General features: G+C 67.9%; 13 protein-coding genes. 8 read left to right on the top strand and 5 right to left on the bottom strand.

The window, feature by feature from the left end:
• Positions 1 to 18: 18 nt before the first annotated feature.
• Positions 19 to 753 carry a 16S rRNA (uracil(1498)-N(3))-methyltransferase gene (locus GXN78_RS12610; protein ID WP_258187188.1) on the bottom strand — a complete coding sequence of 245 codons (735 nt, stop codon included), beginning with the start codon at positions 751 to 753 and terminating at the stop codon, positions 19 to 21.
• Entirely contained in the window at positions 750 to 1,844 is a 1,095-nt protein-coding gene (locus tag GXN78_RS41190; protein WP_106559601.1) for a phosphotransferase, read from the bottom strand. The genes GXN78_RS12610 and GXN78_RS41190 overlap by 4 nt, the downstream gene beginning before the upstream one ends.
• A 90-nt stretch (positions 1,845 to 1,934) precedes the next feature.
• Here GXN78_RS41190 and GXN78_RS12600 point away from each other — a divergent pair, with 90 nt between their 5' ends.
• From GXN78_RS12600 to rsmA, 3 genes are read left to right on the top strand one after another with little or no spacing between them, the layout of a single operon-like run.
• Positions 1,935 to 4,325, top strand: coding sequence for an LPS-assembly protein LptD (locus GXN78_RS12600; RefSeq protein ID WP_106559602.1), 2,391 nt, complete (start codon positions 1,935 to 1,937; stop codon positions 4,323 to 4,325).
• Between the two features lie 11 nt (positions 4,326 to 4,336).
• The gene (locus GXN78_RS12595; RefSeq protein WP_106559603.1) at positions 4,337 to 5,746 is read left to right on the top strand and encodes a peptidylprolyl isomerase; all 1,410 of its coding nucleotides are present in this window, start codon (positions 4,337 to 4,339) and stop codon (positions 5,744 to 5,746) included.
• Between the two features lie 25 nt (positions 5,747 to 5,771).
• Positions 5,772 to 6,548: a 16S rRNA (adenine(1518)-N(6)/adenine(1519)-N(6))-dimethyltransferase RsmA gene (gene rsmA / locus GXN78_RS12590; RefSeq protein ID WP_106559604.1), complete on the top strand. Its 777-nt coding sequence runs from the start codon at positions 5,772 to 5,774 to the stop codon at positions 6,546 to 6,548.
• A gap of 236 nt (positions 6,549 to 6,784) precedes the next feature.
• On the opposite strand, the gene GXN78_RS12585 is transcribed toward rsmA, so the two are convergent.
• The 3 genes from GXN78_RS12585 to GXN78_RS12575 all read right to left on the bottom strand — a co-directional run bounded on the left by GXN78_RS12585 (position 6,785) and on the right by GXN78_RS12575 (position 10,201).
• Positions 6,785 to 7,219: a barstar family protein gene (locus GXN78_RS12585; RefSeq protein WP_162577690.1), complete on the bottom strand. Its 435-nt coding sequence runs from the start codon at positions 7,217 to 7,219 to the stop codon at positions 6,785 to 6,787.
• A 47-nt stretch (positions 7,220 to 7,266) separates the two neighbouring features.
• On the bottom strand, positions 7,267 to 7,680 hold the full coding sequence (locus GXN78_RS12580) for a ribonuclease domain-containing protein (RefSeq protein WP_106559606.1): 414 nt from the start codon (positions 7,678 to 7,680) through the stop codon (positions 7,267 to 7,269).
• Positions 7,681 to 7,861: 181 nt separating this feature from the next.
• Positions 7,862 to 10,201, bottom strand: coding sequence for an NADP-dependent malic enzyme (locus GXN78_RS12575; RefSeq protein ID WP_106559607.1), 2,340 nt, complete (start codon positions 10,199 to 10,201; stop codon positions 7,862 to 7,864).
• A gap of 163 nt (positions 10,202 to 10,364) precedes the next feature.
• Here GXN78_RS12575 and GXN78_RS12570 point away from each other — a divergent pair, with 163 nt between their 5' ends.
• From GXN78_RS12570 to GXN78_RS12550, 5 genes are all read left to right on the top strand, one after another.
• A complete protein-coding gene (locus GXN78_RS12570; protein ID WP_106559608.1) occupies positions 10,365 to 11,405 on the top strand; it encodes an SPFH domain-containing protein in 1,041 nt (346 codons plus the stop codon).
• 71 nt (positions 11,406 to 11,476) lie between these two features.
• A complete protein-coding gene (locus GXN78_RS12565) occupies positions 11,477 to 12,955 on the top strand; it encodes a DUF4178 domain-containing protein (RefSeq protein WP_106559609.1) in 1,479 nt (492 codons plus the stop codon).
• Between the two features lie 21 nt (positions 12,956 to 12,976).
• A complete protein-coding gene (locus GXN78_RS12560; protein ID WP_106559610.1) occupies positions 12,977 to 13,198 on the top strand; it encodes a DUF350 domain-containing protein in 222 nt (73 codons plus the stop codon).
• A 16-nt stretch (positions 13,199 to 13,214) separates the two neighbouring features.
• On the top strand, positions 13,215 to 14,774 hold the full coding sequence (locus GXN78_RS12555) for a polyamine aminopropyltransferase (RefSeq protein ID WP_106559611.1): 1,560 nt from the start codon (positions 13,215 to 13,217) through the stop codon (positions 14,772 to 14,774).
• Positions 14,774 to 16,348 (top strand): FAD-dependent oxidoreductase, encoded by a 1,575-nt coding sequence (locus GXN78_RS12550; RefSeq protein WP_106559612.1) that lies wholly within the window; start codon positions 14,774 to 14,776, stop codon positions 16,346 to 16,348. The genes GXN78_RS12555 and GXN78_RS12550 overlap by 1 nt, the downstream gene beginning before the upstream one ends.
• The last annotated feature ends 81 nt before the right edge of the window (positions 16,349 to 16,429 follow it).

The raw sequence follows: 16,429 nt of genomic DNA, 5'->3' as shown, positions 1-16,429 counted from the left end.
AAGAGGCGGGGATTCTGGTCACGGGTGCGCGAGCAAGGCCAGCGCCGCCAGCGCCGCGGTCTCGGCGCGCAGCACGCGCGGGCCGAGCGTGAGCGGCGCGAAGCCGCGCGCGATGGCGTCGCCCTCCTCGGCGGCGCTCAGGCCGCCTTCGGGGCCGCTGAGCACGCAGGCGCCGCGCAGGCCGGTGGCCGGCGCGCCATCGCGGATCTCGCGCAGGCTGTGCGCGCCATCGGCCAGGCTGAGTACGAAGCGCTCGGCGTCGTCGATCGGCGGCGAGTCGATCCAACCCGCCAGCGCTCGCACGGGGTGGACCAGCGGCACCCGGTTGCGGCCGCACTGCTCGCAGGCCGCGATCGCGATCGCCTGCCAATGCGCGCGCTTCTTGTCGGCGCGCTCGCCGGCCAGGCGCAGCACGCCATGCGCGGTCATCAGGGGCTGGATGCTGGCGACGCCGAGCTCGGTTGCCTTCTCGACCAGCCAGTCCATGCGCTCGTTGGCCGGCATGCCGATCGCCAGGTGCACGGCGCGCGGCGCCTCGCGCTCGAGCGCGGCGTGCGCGCCGACCTGCACCGTCACCTCGCTGCGGCCCATGCGCTCGACGGTGGCGGCGTACTCGCCGCCGCTGCCGTCGAAGAGCGTGAGCGCGTCGCCGGGCTGCATGCGCAGCACCTGGACGTGGCGCGCGGCGCCGGGCGGGAGCGCCATCGCGCTGTGCGCGGCGAGGGCCGTGGTGCAGTGGAAGCGCGGCTTCACATCCGCCCGTACGCGAAGCCGCTCTGCGGCTGCGTGCCTTCGATCTCGTCGATGGCGCGCAGCAGCGGCGTCAGCTCGCGATAGCGCCCCGCGGTCGCGCGAATGTAGGCGATGAAGCGCGGCGTGTCGGCCAGGTACTTCGGCTTGCCGTCGCGCAGCGTCAGCCGCGCGAAGATGCCCGCCACCTTCAGGTGGCGCTGCAGGCCCATCCATTCGACCGCGCGGTAGAAGGCGCCGAAGTCCTCGTCCACCGGCAGGCCGGCCTTGCGCGCCTGCTCCCAGTAGCGCACCGTGACGTCGAGCACGAAGTCCTCGTCCCAGCTCAGGAAGGCGTCGCGCATCAGGCTGGCGATGTCGTAGGTGATGGGGCCGTGCACCGCGTCCTGGAAGTCCAGTACGCCCAGGGCCGGGCCGCTGGTGATCATCAGGTTGCGCGGCATGAAGTCGCGGTGCACGTAGACGCGCGGCGCCGCGAGGTTGTTCTCGACGATCAGCTGGAAGCTGCGTTGAAGCCGCTCCTGCAGCGGGCCTTCGACGGCGAGGCCACGGTACCGGGCCACGTACCAGTCGGGGAACAGACCCAGCTCGCGCTCGAGCAGCGCCCGGTCGTAGGGCGGCAGCACCTGCGGCCTGGACGCGAGTTGCCACCGGATCAGGGCATCGATCGCCTGGGCGTAGAGCGGACGCGCAGCGTCGGGGTCGGCGGGGTCGATCACCTCGAGCATGGTCTGGCGGCCGAGGTCGTCGAGCAGCAGGAAGCCTCGCGGCTCGTCCCATTCGAGCACCTGGGGTGCGGTCAGCCCGGCGTCGCGCATCAGCCGGGCGACCTGCACGAAGGGGGCGCTGTTCTCCTGGGCGGGGGGCGCATCCATCACGATGCGCGTGCCGGCCGGGTCCTCCGTGTCGATGCGAAAGTAGCGGCGGAAGCTTGCGTCGGCCGAGGCCGGCCGCACGGTGGCCGGCAGCAGCCGGTGCCGCGGGCCGATGGCGGCCAGCCATTGCGCGAAGGCCTGGGCACGCTCCGGATCGCTCCAGCTGATCGGTTGGGAAGGCGTCGAGGCGCCGTTGTCCGGGGGCGGGGAGGCTGTCATGGATAATCAATTCTACAAATCCGCCCGGCGCGGGCCTGTCGCAACCCCCGACCATCCGGCGCTCCCCCCAGAAGAATTCTTTCCGTACCGATGCCTGACCTGACCCGAGCTGACTGGCGCCGGTGCCGACCGCCTCTGCCGCTGGCCTTGCTGACGCTGGCGCTGCTGCAAGCCCAAGGCGCATCGGCACAGGACGCCGGCCTGGACGCGCCGATCACGCTCAAACGCACGCCGCAACTGCTGGAGACCATCCCGAAGACGCAGCGCGGCGAGCTGCCGAGCTTCGTCGATGGCGATCGCATCTCCGGCCGGCCCGACCTCGAAACCGTGATCGAGGGCAATGCCTCGCTGCGACGCGGCGACACGGTGATCCACGCCGACCGGCTCGAGTACTACCAGCCCGAGGACCTCGCCAAGGCCAGCGGCAACGTGCGCGTGAACCAGGCCGGCAATGTCTACGAGGGCCCCCAGCTGGAGCTCAAGCTCGAGACCTTCGAGGGCTTCTTCAACAAGGTGCGCTACCGCTTCCTGGCCTCGGGCGGCGAGGGCGACGCCGAGCGGGTGGACTTCGTCGACAGCAACGTCTCGATCGCCAGGCAAGGCACCTACACCACCTGCCGGCGCGAGGACTATCCCGGCTGGATGCCGGCCTGGCTGCTGAGCGCCGCGACCCTGACCACCGACACCGAGGAGAACGTCGGTGTGGCCACCGACGCGCGGCTGAGCTTCATGGGCATCAGCACGCCGCCCTTTCCGTCGCTGAGCTTTCCGCTCAGCAACGACCGCAAGAGCGGCTTCCTGCCACCGACCATCGGCATCGGAAGCGTCAACGGCGTCGACATCACGACGCCTTACTACTGGAACATCGCGCCGAACCGCGACGCGACCTTCTACCCGGAGGTGATGGGCAAGCGCGGTGTCAATCTCGGCACCGAGTTCCGCTACCTCGAAAAGGGCTACAGCGGCGACGTCCGCGTCGACTACATGCCGACCGACAGCCTGCGCAACCGCAAGCGCTGGGGCATCTGGACGAACCACTCGCAAACCTTCGACCCCAAGCCCCTGGGCCTGGACTCGCTGACCGCCTCTCTGAGGTTCAATCGGGTGAGCGACGACGACTACTGGCGCGACTTCACGCGCACGCCGTCGCTGACGACGCGTCTGCTGGCCAACGATGCCTCGCTCAACTGGACCAAGGGCGACTGGAATGGCGTCGTGCGCACGCTGAAGTACCAGACGCTGCAGTACGACCTGTCGCCGATCGTGCCGCCCTACGACCGGCTGCCGCAGATCACCGCCAACTACAACAAGTACGACTGGAACGGCTTCGACTTCTCGTTCAACGCCGACTACTCCCGCTTCCGCGGGGACCCGTCGCTGCAGAAGCAGCCCGACGGCGAACGGGTGTTCGCGCTGGCCTCGCTGAGCCGGCCCTTCCTCACGCCCGGCACCTTCGTCATTCCCAAGATCCAGCTGCACACGACCAGCTACCAGTTCGATGCGCCGCTGTCCAACGGCGCCAGCTCGGCCAGCCGCACGGTGCCGACCTTCAGCCTCGACAGCGGCATGATCTTCGAGCGCGACGCCAATTTCTTCGGCCGCGCCTTCCGCCAGACGCTGGAGCCGCGCGCCTTCTACGTCTACACGCCCTACCGCGACCAGAGCCTGCTGCCGAACTACGACTCGGCTGCCAACGACTTCAACTTCGCGACCGTCTACACCGAGAACGCCTTCTCCGGCAACGACCGCATCTCCGACAGCAACACGCTCACTACCGGCGTGACCTCGCGGCTGATCGATCCCGAGACCGGCGCCGAGGCGGCCCGCTTCGGGATCGCGCAGCGGCTGCGCTTCAAGGACCAGCGCGTCACGCTTCCTGGCGGCACGGCGGTGACCGACCGCGTCAGCGACCTGCTGCTCGGCGCCCAGATCAACTGGACGCCGCAATGGAGCGTGGACGGCACCGTCCAGTACAACCCCGACGATCACAAGTCGACCCGCACGGCGCTGAGCGCGCGCTACAACCCCGGGCCCTACCGCAACATCTCGGCGGCCTACCGCTACCAGGCGAACACGACCCCCACCTCCAACGACGGCAACAAGTCGCTGGACGTGAGCTGGCAGTGGCCGGTCAACGACCTGTGGGGCGACAAGGGCAAGGACCTCGGCCCGGGCCGAGGCCAGGGCGGCGGGCGCTGGTACGCCGTGGGGCGGCTCAACTACAGCCTGCAGGACCGCAAGCTCACCGACGGCGTGCTCGGCTTCGAGTACGACGGCTGCTGCTGGATCGGTCGCGTGGTCCTGGAACGCCTGACCACTGGCCAAGCCACCGCGAACACGCGCATCATGTTCCAGATCGAATTCGTCGGTTTCGCCTCCATCGGATCGAGCCCCATGCGCACCCTGACCCAGAACATCCAGCGCTACCAGCCTCTGCGGCAACCTTTCCCCGCACCGAGCCGCTTCACCAACTACGACTGAGCCTTCCCGCCATGAACCACATCCGCTCCATCCTCACCCTGGCGTGCCTCGCAACGCTGGCCGCGGCGGCCGGTGCGCAGGGACAGGGCTCGCGCCCCGGCGTCGGCATCACGGACATCATGCGTGCCGGCCCGCGTCTCGCGCCAGCACCCGCCGCACCCCGCGCCGCGCCGGCGGCACCGACCGGCCAGCGTTCGGCCGAATACATCGTGGCGCTCGTCAATTCCGAGCCCATCACCAACAACGAGGTGCAGACCCGGGTCGAGCGCCTGATAAAGGAAAACGCCGAGGCGCAGCGCGTGCCGAGGGCGGAGCTCACGCGCCTGGTGCTGGAGCGCCTGATCGCCGAGCGCACCCAGCTGCAGGCGGCCAAGGAGGTCGGCATCAAGGTCGACGAGCTCGCCATCGACCAGGCCGAGCAGACCGTGGCCCGGCAGAACCAAATGAGCCTGACCGAACTGCGCAGCCGCGTCGCGGCGGAGGGCATCTCGCCCCAGAGCTTCCGCAACGACCTGCGCGACCAGCTCCTGCTCACCCGCCTGCGCGACCGCGAGATCGAGGCCAAGGTGAAGATCAGCGACGTCGAGGTGGACCAGTTCATGCGCGAGCAGCGCAACGGGCCCAATGCCGCCGTGGCGCCGAATCTCAACATCGCACAGGTGCTGGTGGCGGTGCCCGAGACCGCCACCGAGGCGCAGATCGCGACGCTGCAGCAGCGCGCCCAGGGCGTCGCCCAGCGCGCGCGCGCCAGCGAGGACTTCGCCAAGCTCGCGCAGGAATTCTCCGATTCGCCCGATCGCGCCAATGGTGGCGTGCTGGGCATGCGCAGCGCGGACCGCTACCCCTCCCTGTTCGTCGAGGCGACGCAGTCGACCGCGGTCAACGGCATCGCCGGGCCGATCCGCTCGGGCGCCGGTTTCCATGTGCTCAAGGTGCTGGCCAAGAGCCAGCCGGGCTCGGCCGACGCGGTCGTCACCCAGACTCAGGTGCGCCACATCCTGCTGCGCAACGACCCGAAGCGCACCACCGCGCAGGCGGTGGCGCAGCTGGCCGAGTTCAAGGATCGCATCCAGAAGGGCACGGCCGATTTCGCGGGGCTGGCCCGCGACAACTCGCAAGACGGCAGCGCCAAGGATGGCGGCGACCTGGGCTGGTCGCGTCCTGGGCAGTTCGTGCCCGAGTTCGAGGAAGCCATGAACCGGCTGGCGCCCGGCCAGGTCAGCGACCCGGTCGTGTCCCGTTTCGGCGTGCACCTGATCCAGGTGGTCGCGCGGCGCGACGCCAAGCTGAGCCAGTCCGAGCAGCGCGAGGCTGCGCGCGGCGTGCTGCGAGAGAAGAAGCTGGAAGAAGCCTACGAAACCTGGGCGCAGGAACTGCGCACGCGCGCCTACGTCGAGTACCGCGAGGCACCTCAGTCCTGACGGCAAGGCGCCTCGGCGGCCCTCGGTGAAGCACATTGCCCGCAAGCGCTTCGGACAGCATTTCCTGTCCGACGCCGGCATCATCGATGCGATCGTGCGCGAGATCGCGCCGCGGCCCGGCGATGCGATGGTCGAGATCGGCCCGGGCCTCGCGGCGCTGACCCAGCCGCTGGTCGAGCGCCTGGGCCGGCTGACGGTGATCGAGCTGGACCGCGACCTGGCGCAGCGGTTGCGGGCGCATGGGCAGCTCGAGGTGATCGAGTCGGACGTCCTGAAGGTGGATTTCGCCGCCCTGGCCGCGCGCCTGGCCGTGCCTCCGGCCACGAAGCTGCTGCGCGTGGTGGGCAACCTGCCCTACAACATCTCGACGCCGATCCTGTTCCACCTGCTGGACTTCGCGCACTTGGTTGCCGACCAGCACTTCATGCTGCAAAAGGAAGTCGTCGATCGCATGATCGCGCAGCCGGCCACCTCGGACTACGGCCGCCTGAGCGTGATGCTCCAGTGGCGCTACGCGATGGAGAACGTGCTGTTCGTGCCGCCCGAGAGCTTCGATCCGCCGCCGCGGGTGGACAGTGCCGTGGTGCGCATGGTGCCGCTGGCCGAACCGCCGCCGGTCGACGCAGGCCGGCTGGGCGAAATCGTCCAGGTCGCCTTCAGCCAGCGCCGCAAACTGCTGCGCCATAGCTTGGGCAAATGGCTGGAGCAGCATGGATTCGCCGGTGATTTCGACACGCACCGGCGCGCCGAAGAGGTGCACGTGGCCGAGTACGTCGCGCTCGCCCAAGCCACCACCCCATAAAGAAAAAGGCCCGTCAGAGACGGGCCTTCTCGGGCAAGTCTACGCGGCTGCGAGCCAGTAGCCTGCGTTGAAAGGACTGCTCATTCGCAGCGCCAGGGGCGACACGTCGACCAGTTTGTCGGTCGGCATCTTTTCTGCCGCCGGATCACTATTGCCTTGGACTTCGATACCGGGCACCGATTCGGTACCGTTAGCCTCGTTCGCCCGTTCTGCTTGGCTGGTGGATGCAGAACGGGCTACAGAAAAGAATAGAAGCACCGGAACGGTATCTTCCGATCTCCCCAGTAGTCGGCGGCGTCCCGGAAGATGTCGAGCAGCTGCTCGCGTGCTTCCTTGTCGAACTTGGCGTTGGCCGGGATCTGCTCGAGCACGATAACGAAACCGGGCTGCGGGCCCGATTTATGCAACGGGTCGGTCATGCAGTCGTACAGCGCATCGAAGTTCTTGCCGAAATGCTGCGGAAAGGTGAACTGCTGGGCGATCAGGTCCAGCACGTCCTGCTTGGACTGGGCGTTGCCCAGGTTGGCGTAAAGGAAGTGCTGGCCCGCTGCGTGCGCCGCCTCTTGCAGATCGCTCACGCGAAACGCACGAATCGACTGCACGATATTGGGTCGCACGCCCCGAAGGGTGGGGGTCATCTCCGCTGGTCTTTCCATAGTTGTCGTGGTCATCTTTACCTCAGGGCGCCTGGGTGCGCCGCTCAAATCCAGTTCATCGCTCATGGCTCGATCCGCCTGAAACTCGCATAGTGGTCTGCCGTGTACCAGCACACCGAGGGTGTCGTGCGCTCGCCTCCGCAGACGATGCGTCGTGCGCCACGGTCACGCGAGCCGGGTGTTTCGACCGTGTACTCTCGGTAATGGCCCCGGCGCTCTCGCGGCAACAGGCGTTCGCGATTGCCGAACACCGAGCCGTCCTTTTCATGTCGGAAGGGGCCACCCTTCAAGATGGCTCCGTAAGTGCGCTGGCCCTGCACCGGCAATTCGGCCAGCGCGATCGTTTCCTGTGCCGGCTGTCCGGCGCGGGTGCCAAACCATTCACGGGCCTGGGCTCCGGCGCCGAGGGCCACCAGCAGGAGGCCCGTGAGCGCGAATTTGGAAACCGGGGACGTGATCGAGGCGTAAGCCGCCATGGGGCACCAGAAGGAAAAGAGCGAGGGCCGAATCGCAGGTCAACCTCCGGGTTAACCCGCAAATTCAAGGCCGCAAGTGTGCCCTAGGGCCGTACAAAACGCAAGCGCCTGCTCAATCTTTGAGCAGGCGCCAGGGTCTCATCGTCACAACTGAAGTTAGCGACCGCTGTCGCACGAAGACTTAGCGCTCGGCGTTGGCGTCGGCAACGGTGAGGGCCGTCATATTGACGATACGGCGTACCGTGGCGCTCGCCGTGAGGATGTGCACCGGTTTGGCAGCCCCGAGCAGGACCGGACCGATGGCGATGTTGCCGCCGGCCGCCGTCTTGAGCAGGTTGTAGGAAATGTTGGCCGCATCGATGTTTGGAAATACCAGCAGATTGGCATCGCCGGCCAAGGCGCTGTGCGGCATGACCGCGGCGCGCTGCTTGCCATCCAAAGCGACGTCGCCGTGCATTTCGCCGTCGACCTCCAGCCACGGCGCCTGTTCGCGCAGCAGTGCAAGCGTCTGACGCATCTTGACCGCGCTCGGGTGTTCGCTGGTTCCGAAGTTCGAATGCGACAGCAGCGCGGCCTTGGGCTTGAGGCCGAAGCGCATCATCTCCTCGGCCGCCATGGTCGTGATCTCGGCCAGTTCCTCGGGCGTCGGGTCGTAATTGACGTGCGTGTCGACCAGGAACACCTGCCTGTCGGGCAGCAGCAGGCCGTTCATGCAGGCGTAGATCGGCACGTCCTGGGGGGTGCTCGCGCAGCCGCCGGCGCGCTTGCCGATGACCTGGTCGATGTAGCGCAGATGCAATGCCGTGGTGCCCCAGGTTCCGCAGATCAGCCCGTCGACGTCGCCCTTGTGCAGCAGCATGGCACCGATCAGCGTGAGGCGGCGGCGCATCTCGATCTTGGCGACCTGCACCGTGATCCCCTTGCGCTCGGTCATGCGGTGGTAGGTCTGCCAGAAGTCTCGGTAGCGGTGGTCGAAATCGGTGTTGACGACGTCGTAGTCGAGCTCTTCCTTCAGCCGCAGGCCGAACTTCTCGATGCGCTGGGCGATGATCGCCGGCCGGCCGATCAGCGTGGGCCGTGCGACGCCTTCGTCGACCACGATCTGCGCGGCGCGCAGCACGCGCTCTTCCTCGCCTTCGCTGTAGGCCACCCGCTTCTTCGGCGCGCGCTTGGCGGCGTCGAAGATCGGCTTCATCGTGGTGCCCGATGCGTAGACGAAGCTCTGCAGCTTGTCGCGGTAGGCATCGAGATCGGCAATGGGCCGCAGCGCGACGCCGCTCTCGGCCGCCGCCTTGGCGACCGCGGGCGCGATCTTCATCATGAGCCGCGGGTCGAAGGGCTTCGGGATCAGGTACTCGGGGCCGAAGCTGAGCTTCTCGCCGACGTAGGCCGCCGCCACGCGCTCGCTTTGCTCCGCTTGCGCGAGCTCGGCGATGGCATGCACCGCCGCGACTTCCATCTCGTCGGTGATGGTGGTCGCACCGCAGTCGAGCGCGCCGCGGAAGATGTAGGGGAAGCACAGGACGTTGTTGACCTGGTTCGGGTAGTCCGTGCGGCCGGTCGCCATGACGACGTCGTCGCGCACGGCCTTCGCGTCCTCGGGCGTGATTTCCGGATTCGGATTGGCAAGCGCGAAGATCACCGGCCTGGCCGCCATCTTGGCCACCATGGCGGGCTTGAGCACGCCGCCGGCGGAGAGGCCCAGGAACACGTCGGCGCCCTCGATCACCTCGGCCAGCGAGCGCGCCGACGTCTTCTGCATGTATTGGCGCTTGTCGTCGTCCATCAGCTCGGTACGGCCTTCATAGACCACGCCGGCCAGGTCGGTCACGAACACGTTCTCGCGCTTCAGGCCGACCTTGAGCAGCAGGTTGAGGCAGGCCAGCGCCGCGGCGCCGGCGCCGGAGGTAACCAGCTTGATCTGTGCGATGTCCTTGCCCACCACCTTGAGGCCGTTGAGCATGGCGGCCGCCACCGTGATCGCGGTGCCGTGCTGGTCGTCGTGGAAGACCGGGATTTTCATGCGCTTGCGCAGCTCGCGCTCCACGTAGAAGCAATCGGGCGCCTTGATGTCCTCGAGGTTGATGGCGCCGAAGGTCGGCTCCAGTGCCGCGATGACCTCGACCAGCCTGGCCGGGTCCTTCTCGTCGATCTCGATGTCGAACACGTCGACGCCCGCGAACTTCTTGAACAGCACGCCCTTGCCTTCCATCACCGGCTTGGAGGCAAGCGGCCCGATGTCGCCTAGGCCCAGCACCGCGGTGCCGTTGGTGATCACCGCCACCAGGTTGCCGCGCGCGGTGTACTTGAAGGCGTTGACTGGATCCTTGACGATCTCCTCGCAAGGCGCCGCCACGCCGGGCGAGTAGGCCAGCGCCAGGTCGCGCTGGTTCAGCATCTGCTTCGTCGCTGCGATCGCGACCTTGCCCGGAACAGGAAACTCGTGGTACTCGAGGGCCGCCTTGCGCAGTTCGGCGCGCTTGTCTTCGGGCGTAGGGATCGGGGAGGTCAGATCGGACATGTGCCTTGGCTCCGTGCAACGCTTCTTGTGAGGGGCGCCGATTGTAGACCTCGCGATTCGCGGGACACCGGCCTTGCCGCGCCGGCGGTGCGGCCAAAAAGGCCCGAAGCATCGAGCCGTTGTGGCAATATGCCCGCTCAGAAAAACCGGACGAGGATCGACCATGGCGCTGATGGATTTCATCAAGAAGCAGTTCATCGACATCATCCAGTGGACCGAAACTGGAGACGGGACGCTGGCCTGGCGCTTCCCGATGGCCGAGATGGAAATCCAGAACGGCGCCTCGCTCACGGTGCGCGAGTCGCAGGTGGCGGTCTTCGTCAACGAGGGCCAGGTGGCCGACGTGTTCGGACCGGGCATGTACAAGCTCACCACGCAGACGCTGCCGGTGCTCACCTATCTCAAGAACTGGGACAAGCTCTTCGAGTCCCCATTCAAGAGCGACGTCTACTTCTTCAGCACCCGCCAGCAGGTCGACCAGAAATGGGGCACGCCCCAGCCGATCACGATCCGCGACAAGGACTTTGGCGCCGTGCGCCTGCGCGCCTTCGGCAACTACAGCTTCCGCATCGGCGACGCCAAGCTCTTCCACACCGAGATCTCGGGTACGCGCGACATCTACAGCGTGGCCGACCTCGACGGCCAGCTGCGCGGCCTGGTGCTGCAGAACATCAGCAACGCGATCGCTTCCAGCGGCGTGCCCTTTCTCGACCTGGCGGCCAACCAGATCCAGTTCGCGCAGGCGCTGGCAGCGCAGCTGGTGCCCGAGTTCGCCAAGATCGGCATTCAGCTCGAGGCCATCACGGTCCAGAACGTTTCCCTGCCCGAAGAGCTGCAGAAGATCCTCGACCAGAAGATCGGAATGGGCATGGTCGGCCAGGACATGGGCAAATTCATGCAGTACCAGACGGCGCAGGCAATTCCCAAATTCGCCGAGGGTGCCGGCCAGGGCAGCGGCATTGCCGGCGATGCGATGGGCCTGGGTGCCGGCGTCGCGCTGGGCCAGGTGCTGGCGCAGAACCTGCAGCAGGGGCTCAATCCGAACAACCCCGCGGCGGCGCAACAGCAACCCGTTGTCGCCGTGGTCAATCCGGCGGACGTGATGACCACCCTCGAGAAGCTCGGCGAGCTCAAGACCAAGGGCATCCTCACGCAGGAAGAATTCGACGCCAAGAAGGCGGAACTGCTGAAGAAGCTGGTCTGAGCCCGTTCCGCTGCGGCGAGCCCGTCGACGCGTCGACAGGGGCGCGCTGAGCGGATCCTTGCCGTCTTTTCGTGGCCACCGACTCCTCCCAGCAGCGCTACTACCGCGCGCCCTGCCCCGGGTGCGGCGCGCCCGTCGAATTCCGCTCGGCGCAGTCCACGCACGCCGTCTGCCCCTATTGCCAGAGCACGGTCGTGCGCCAGGGCGAAACGCTCGCGCGCACCGGCAAGATGGCGGAGCTGTTCGACGATTTCAGCCCGCTGCAGCTCTTCGCCACAGGGCGCATCCAGGACCAGCCCTTCACGCTGGTGGGCCGCCTGCAGTACAGCTACGAGGGCGGCCGCTGGACCGAGTGGATCGCCGCGCTCGACGGCGAGCGCACCGGCATCCTGAGCGAAGACAACGGCGCTTTCGTGTTCTCGCTGCCCCACACCTTGCAGCGCGAGGCGCCCGACTCCGCCGAGCTGCGCGTGGGCGCCACCACGGCCTTCAACGGCCAGAGCTACACGGTGGCCTCGAACGAGCAGGTCCGGCTGGTCTCGGCCCAGGGCGAGCTGCCGCGCCTGCCAGAGCTTGGCCGGCCCTTCGCAGTGATCGAGCTGCGCAGCGACCAGGGCCTGGTGCTGAGCCTCGACTACGACACCCAGCCGCCGGGCGCCTATCTCGGCCGCTCGGTGCAGCTCGAGGACCTGCAGCTCACCGGCCTGCGCGACGAATCGGCGAAGGAGGAAAAGGGCCGCAGCTTCAACTGCCCGAACTGCGGCTCGCCGGTCACGGTCAACTTTGCCGAGAGCAAGAGCATCACCTGCCGCGCCTGCAACAGCATCATCGACCTGACGCAGGGCATCGGCGGCGAGCTGCGCCACGCCGAGCAGCACGAGCCGGTGCAACCGTTGATTCCCGTCGGCACCACCGGCCAGCTGCAGGGCGCGCAGTGGCAGGTGGTGGGCTTCCAGCACCGCATGGGCGTGGCACCGGGCGACGACGAGCACTTCGGATGGAACGAATACCTGCTCTACAACAAGAAGCGCGGCTTCAGCTTCCTGGTCGATGCCGAGGACGGCTGGAGCCTGGTCAAGCCCACCACGGGTGCGCCGACCATGGCCGAGAGCGGCTCGCGTGCCACCTACCTGGGCAAGGTCTACCAGCAGCAGTACGCCTACAACGCCGAAACCACCTACGTGGCGGGCGAGTTCTACTGGCAGGTCGAGCGCGGACAGAAGAGCTTCAACCGCGATTTCGCGAGCGGCACGGCCCTGCTGTCCATGGAACGCTCGGCCAACGAGTTGACCTGGTCGTCCGGCAGCAAAATCGACAGCGCAGCGGTGGCTGCGGCCTTCAAGCTCGACGGCAAGAAGGACATGTTCAAACGCGGCGACGCGCTGCCGGTGAGCGCGGCCGGCAAGCTCGGCTGCGGCACCATCATCTTGATCATCGTGGTGATCATCATCCTCTTGATCATCCTGAGCACCTGCACCAGCAGCTCGGGCGGTTCGCGCAGTTCGGGCGGCTCCTATGGCGGCTATTCGAGTGGCGGCGGTCACAAATGACGTTTTTTTCCGGAGGTCCTCATGTTGGGAATTGAATGGCTAAGGCCCGCGGCCTTCCTGGGCTCGATCCTCTACGCGATCATCGGCGTGCTGGTGTTCTGGATCACCTTCCTGCTCATCGACAAGCTCACGCCCTACGACCTGTGGCAGGAGATCGTCGAGAAGCAGAACGTGGCGCTCGGCGTGGTGGTGGCCGCGATGAGCCTGGGCATCTGCATCATCGTCGCCGCCGCGATCCACTAAGTCTTCCCGGCGGTCGATGAGCGAGGCAGCCTTGGACCCGGCTCCCGCAAGGGCAGCGCGCGGCCCGCAGCCGGTCGAGATCGCGCTGCTGGCCAGCGTGTTCGTGGTCGCGGCCTGCGGGCTGGTCTACGAGCTCAGCGCCGCGGCGCTGAGCTCCTATCTGCTCGGCGACTCGGTGCTGCAGTTCAGCACCATCATCGGCACCTACCTCTTCGCGATGGGCGTGGGCTCCTGGCTCTCGCGCTACTTCGAGCGCCAGCTGCCCGCGCACTTCCTGCGCATCGAGCTGATGGTGGCGCTGATTGGCGGCGCGCTCCCCGCCCTGCTCTTCATCGCCAACGCCTACATCCCCGGCGCCTTCCGGCTGCTGCTCTACGGGCTGGTGCTGGTGGTGGGCACACTGGTGGGGCTCGAGATCCCGCTGGTGATGCGCATCCTGCGCCGCAATGTGATGCTGAAAGACCTGGTCTCGCAGGTGCTGACCTTCGACTACCTGGGCGCGCTGGCGGTGTCGGTCGCCTTCCCGCTGCTGCTCGTGCCCCAGCTCGGCATGATCCGCACCGGCCTGCTCTTCGGCCTCATGAACGCGGCGGTGGCGCTGTGGGCGCTGTGGCTCTTCAGGCACGAGCTGCGCCGCTTGGGCGCGCATGCGCTGGCCTGCGTGCTGGCCCTGGCTGCGCTGGCCGGCGCCTTCGTCTTCGCCGGGCACATCACGACGCTGGCGGAAGACAAGTTCTACCAGGACCGCATCGTCTTCAGCGAGAGCTCGCCCTATCAGCGCATCGTCGTCACACGGGGCGCCGCCGGGCACCGGCTCTTCCTCAACGGCAACCTGCAGTTCGCCGAGCGCGACGAGTACCGCTACCACGAGGCTCTGGTGCATCCGGCCATGGCGGCGCAGGGCGCACCGAAGAAGGTGGCCGTGCTCGGCGGCGGCGACGGCATGGCGGTGCGAGAGGTCCTCAAGTACCCGTCGGTGGAGAGCATCACGCTGGTCGAGCTCGACCCGAACATGACGCGGCTTTTCAGCGAGCACGAGACGCTGGCGGCGCTCAACGGCGGCGCGCTCAAGTCACCGAAGGTGCATGTCGTCAACACCGACGCCTTCCAGTGGCTGCAGCAAGCCGGCGACATGTTCGACGTGATCGTGGTCGACTTCCCAGATCCCACCAACTTCGCGATCGGCAAGCTCTACACGAATTCCTTCTACGCCCTGCTCGACAAGCGGCTGGCCGCCAGCGGCTATGCCGTGATCCAGACCACCTCGCCCCTGGTCGCCCGCAAGAGTTTCTGGACCGTGGTCGCGACCGTCGAATCGGTGGGCCTGCGGGCCGCGCCCTACCACGCGCATGTGCCCAGCTTCGGCGAGTGGGGCTTCATCATCGCGAGCCGCAGGCCTTACCGGCTGCCCGAGGCCCTGCCCGAGGGCCTGCGCTTCCTGGCCGCGCCGGCGCTGCCGCAGCTCTTCGAGTTCCCGCGTGACATGGCGCGGGTGCCGGCTGAGGTGAACCGGCTGTCGAATCAGACCCTCGTCACGACCTACGAGCAGGAGTGGGGCAAGGTCGCCGGCCACTGATGAAGCGTCGCGAGTTCCTGAATGCCGCCGCCGCCGGCGCCTTGGCGCTCGGCGGCTGCGACGCGCAGCACGAGATCGAGGGCGGCTTTGCCGGCATCGACGTCGAGCGCGGCCATGCGCTGCGCGACGGAACCTGGAGCCGCAAGGACGCGCCTGCGGCTACGCGCCGCACCCGCGTCCTCATTGCCGGCGGCGGCGTGGCCGGCCTGGCGGCGGCGCGTGCCCTGCGGCTGGCCGGCATCGAGGACTTCGTGCTGCTCGAGCTCGAAGACCAGGCCGGTGGCAACAGTCGCGGCGGTCAGGTGGGCGGCATCGCCTGCCCGCTCGGCGCCCACTACCTGCCGCTGCCGGGCGACGAGGCGCACGAGGTGCAGGACCTGCTCGAGGAACTCGGCCTGCGCCGGCGCGTGGCCGGCCGATGGCAGTACGAGGAGCGCCACCTTTGCCACAGCCCTCAGGAGCGCCTGTTCTTCGAAGGCGCCTGGCAGGATGGACTGCTGCCCGTGCAGGGCGTGCGCGAGCGCACCCTCGCGCAATATCGCCTGTTCTCGCGGCGCGTGGAAGCCCTGCGGCGCGAGACGCGCTTCGCCATTCCGACGCTGCGCGTGTCGCTCGCGCCGCGCCTGCTGGAACTGGACGCCCTGCCCTTCGCCGCCTGGCTCGAGCGCGAAGGCCTCGACGATCCTCAGCTGCGCTGGTACCTCGAGTATTGCTGCCGCGACGACTACGGCGCCGGCAGCGCCCACGTGTCGGCCTGGGCCGGCATCCACTATTTCGCGAGCCGGCACGGCTTCCATGCACCGGGTGACGAGGATGCGGAGCGCGACGCGGTGCTGACCTGGCCCGAGGGCAATGGCTGGCTCGCGCGGCGGCTCGCGGCGCCGCTGGGCGATCGGCTGAAGACGGGCCAGGCGGTCCTGCGCATCGCCGAGACGCGCTCGGGCGTCGAGGTCGAGGCCTTCGATGTGGCGGCCCGGGCGCGCGTGCGGTGGGAGGCCGAGCGCTGCATCGTCGCGCTGCCGGCTTTCATCGCCGCCCGCGTGGTGGAGAATCCGCCCGCGCCGCTGCGCGAGGCGGCGGACCGGCTGCGCTATGCGCCATGGCTGGTGGCCAACGTGCACATGCGCGCGCCGCTGGCCGACCGGCCCGGCGCGGCGCCGAGCTGGGACAACGTGGTCTACGGCACGCGCGGGCTCGGCTACGTCGATGCCCGCCATCAGGCGCTGGACCCCACGCCGGGCGCCACGGTGCTGAGCTGGTATCGGCCGCTGGGCCCGAGCGCTTACGACGGGCCGGAAGGCCGGCGCCTGCTACTCGACCGGCCCTGGAGCGGCTGGCGCGACGAGCTGCTCGGCGAGCTGTCGGTGCCTCATCCCGATCTTGCCGGGCTCGCCTCCCGCATCGAGATCACCCGCTATGGCCATGCCATGGCCATCCCGGGGCCTGGCCTGCTTGCCGGCCTCGGCGCGCACGAGCGCGTCGTCGCCGGCCGCCTGGCCTTTGCGCACAGCGACTGGTCGGGGTATTCGATCTTCGAAGAGGCCTTCGTCCGCGGACATCTGGCCGCGGCCTGAGCCCGCTCGTCGTTTGCTCGCTTCGTGCCGCCGGTCATCATCGCGTTGACGGGATTTGGCGGACTGGCGCAAAATGCGCCA

The sequence above is a fragment of the Variovorax sp. WS11 genome, from assembly GCF_010499245.1.
GTDB lineage: Bacteria > Pseudomonadota > Gammaproteobacteria > Burkholderiales > Burkholderiaceae_C > Variovorax.
Note: the sequence above shows the minus strand (reverse complement) of the source record. Positions and strands in the feature narration are given on the sequence as shown.

Coding starts and splice junctions, on each gene's coding strand:
- GXN78_RS41190 (WP_106559601.1), bottom strand. CDS start 1,844: ATGACAGCCTCCCCGCCCCCGGACAACGGCGCCTCGACGCCTTCCCAA.
- GXN78_RS12600 (WP_106559602.1), top strand. CDS start 1,935: ATGCCTGACCTGACCCGAGCTGACTGGCGCCGGTGCCGACCGCCTCTG.
- GXN78_RS12595 (WP_106559603.1), top strand. CDS start 4,337: ATGAACCACATCCGCTCCATCCTCACCCTGGCGTGCCTCGCAACGCTG.
- GXN78_RS12585 (WP_162577690.1), bottom strand. CDS start 7,219: ATGACCACGACAACTATGGAAAGACCAGCGGAGATGACCCCCACCCTT.
- GXN78_RS12580 (WP_106559606.1), bottom strand. CDS start 7,680: ATGGCGGCTTACGCCTCGATCACGTCCCCGGTTTCCAAATTCGCGCTC.
- GXN78_RS12575 (WP_106559607.1), bottom strand. CDS start 10,201: ATGTCCGATCTGACCTCCCCGATCCCTACGCCCGAAGACAAGCGCGCC.
- GXN78_RS12570 (WP_106559608.1), top strand. CDS start 10,365: ATGGCGCTGATGGATTTCATCAAGAAGCAGTTCATCGACATCATCCAG.
- GXN78_RS12560 (WP_106559610.1), top strand. CDS start 12,977: ATGTTGGGAATTGAATGGCTAAGGCCCGCGGCCTTCCTGGGCTCGATC.
- GXN78_RS12555 (WP_106559611.1), top strand. CDS start 13,215: ATGAGCGAGGCAGCCTTGGACCCGGCTCCCGCAAGGGCAGCGCGCGGC.
- GXN78_RS12550 (WP_106559612.1), top strand. CDS start 14,774: ATGAAGCGTCGCGAGTTCCTGAATGCCGCCGCCGCCGGCGCCTTGGCG.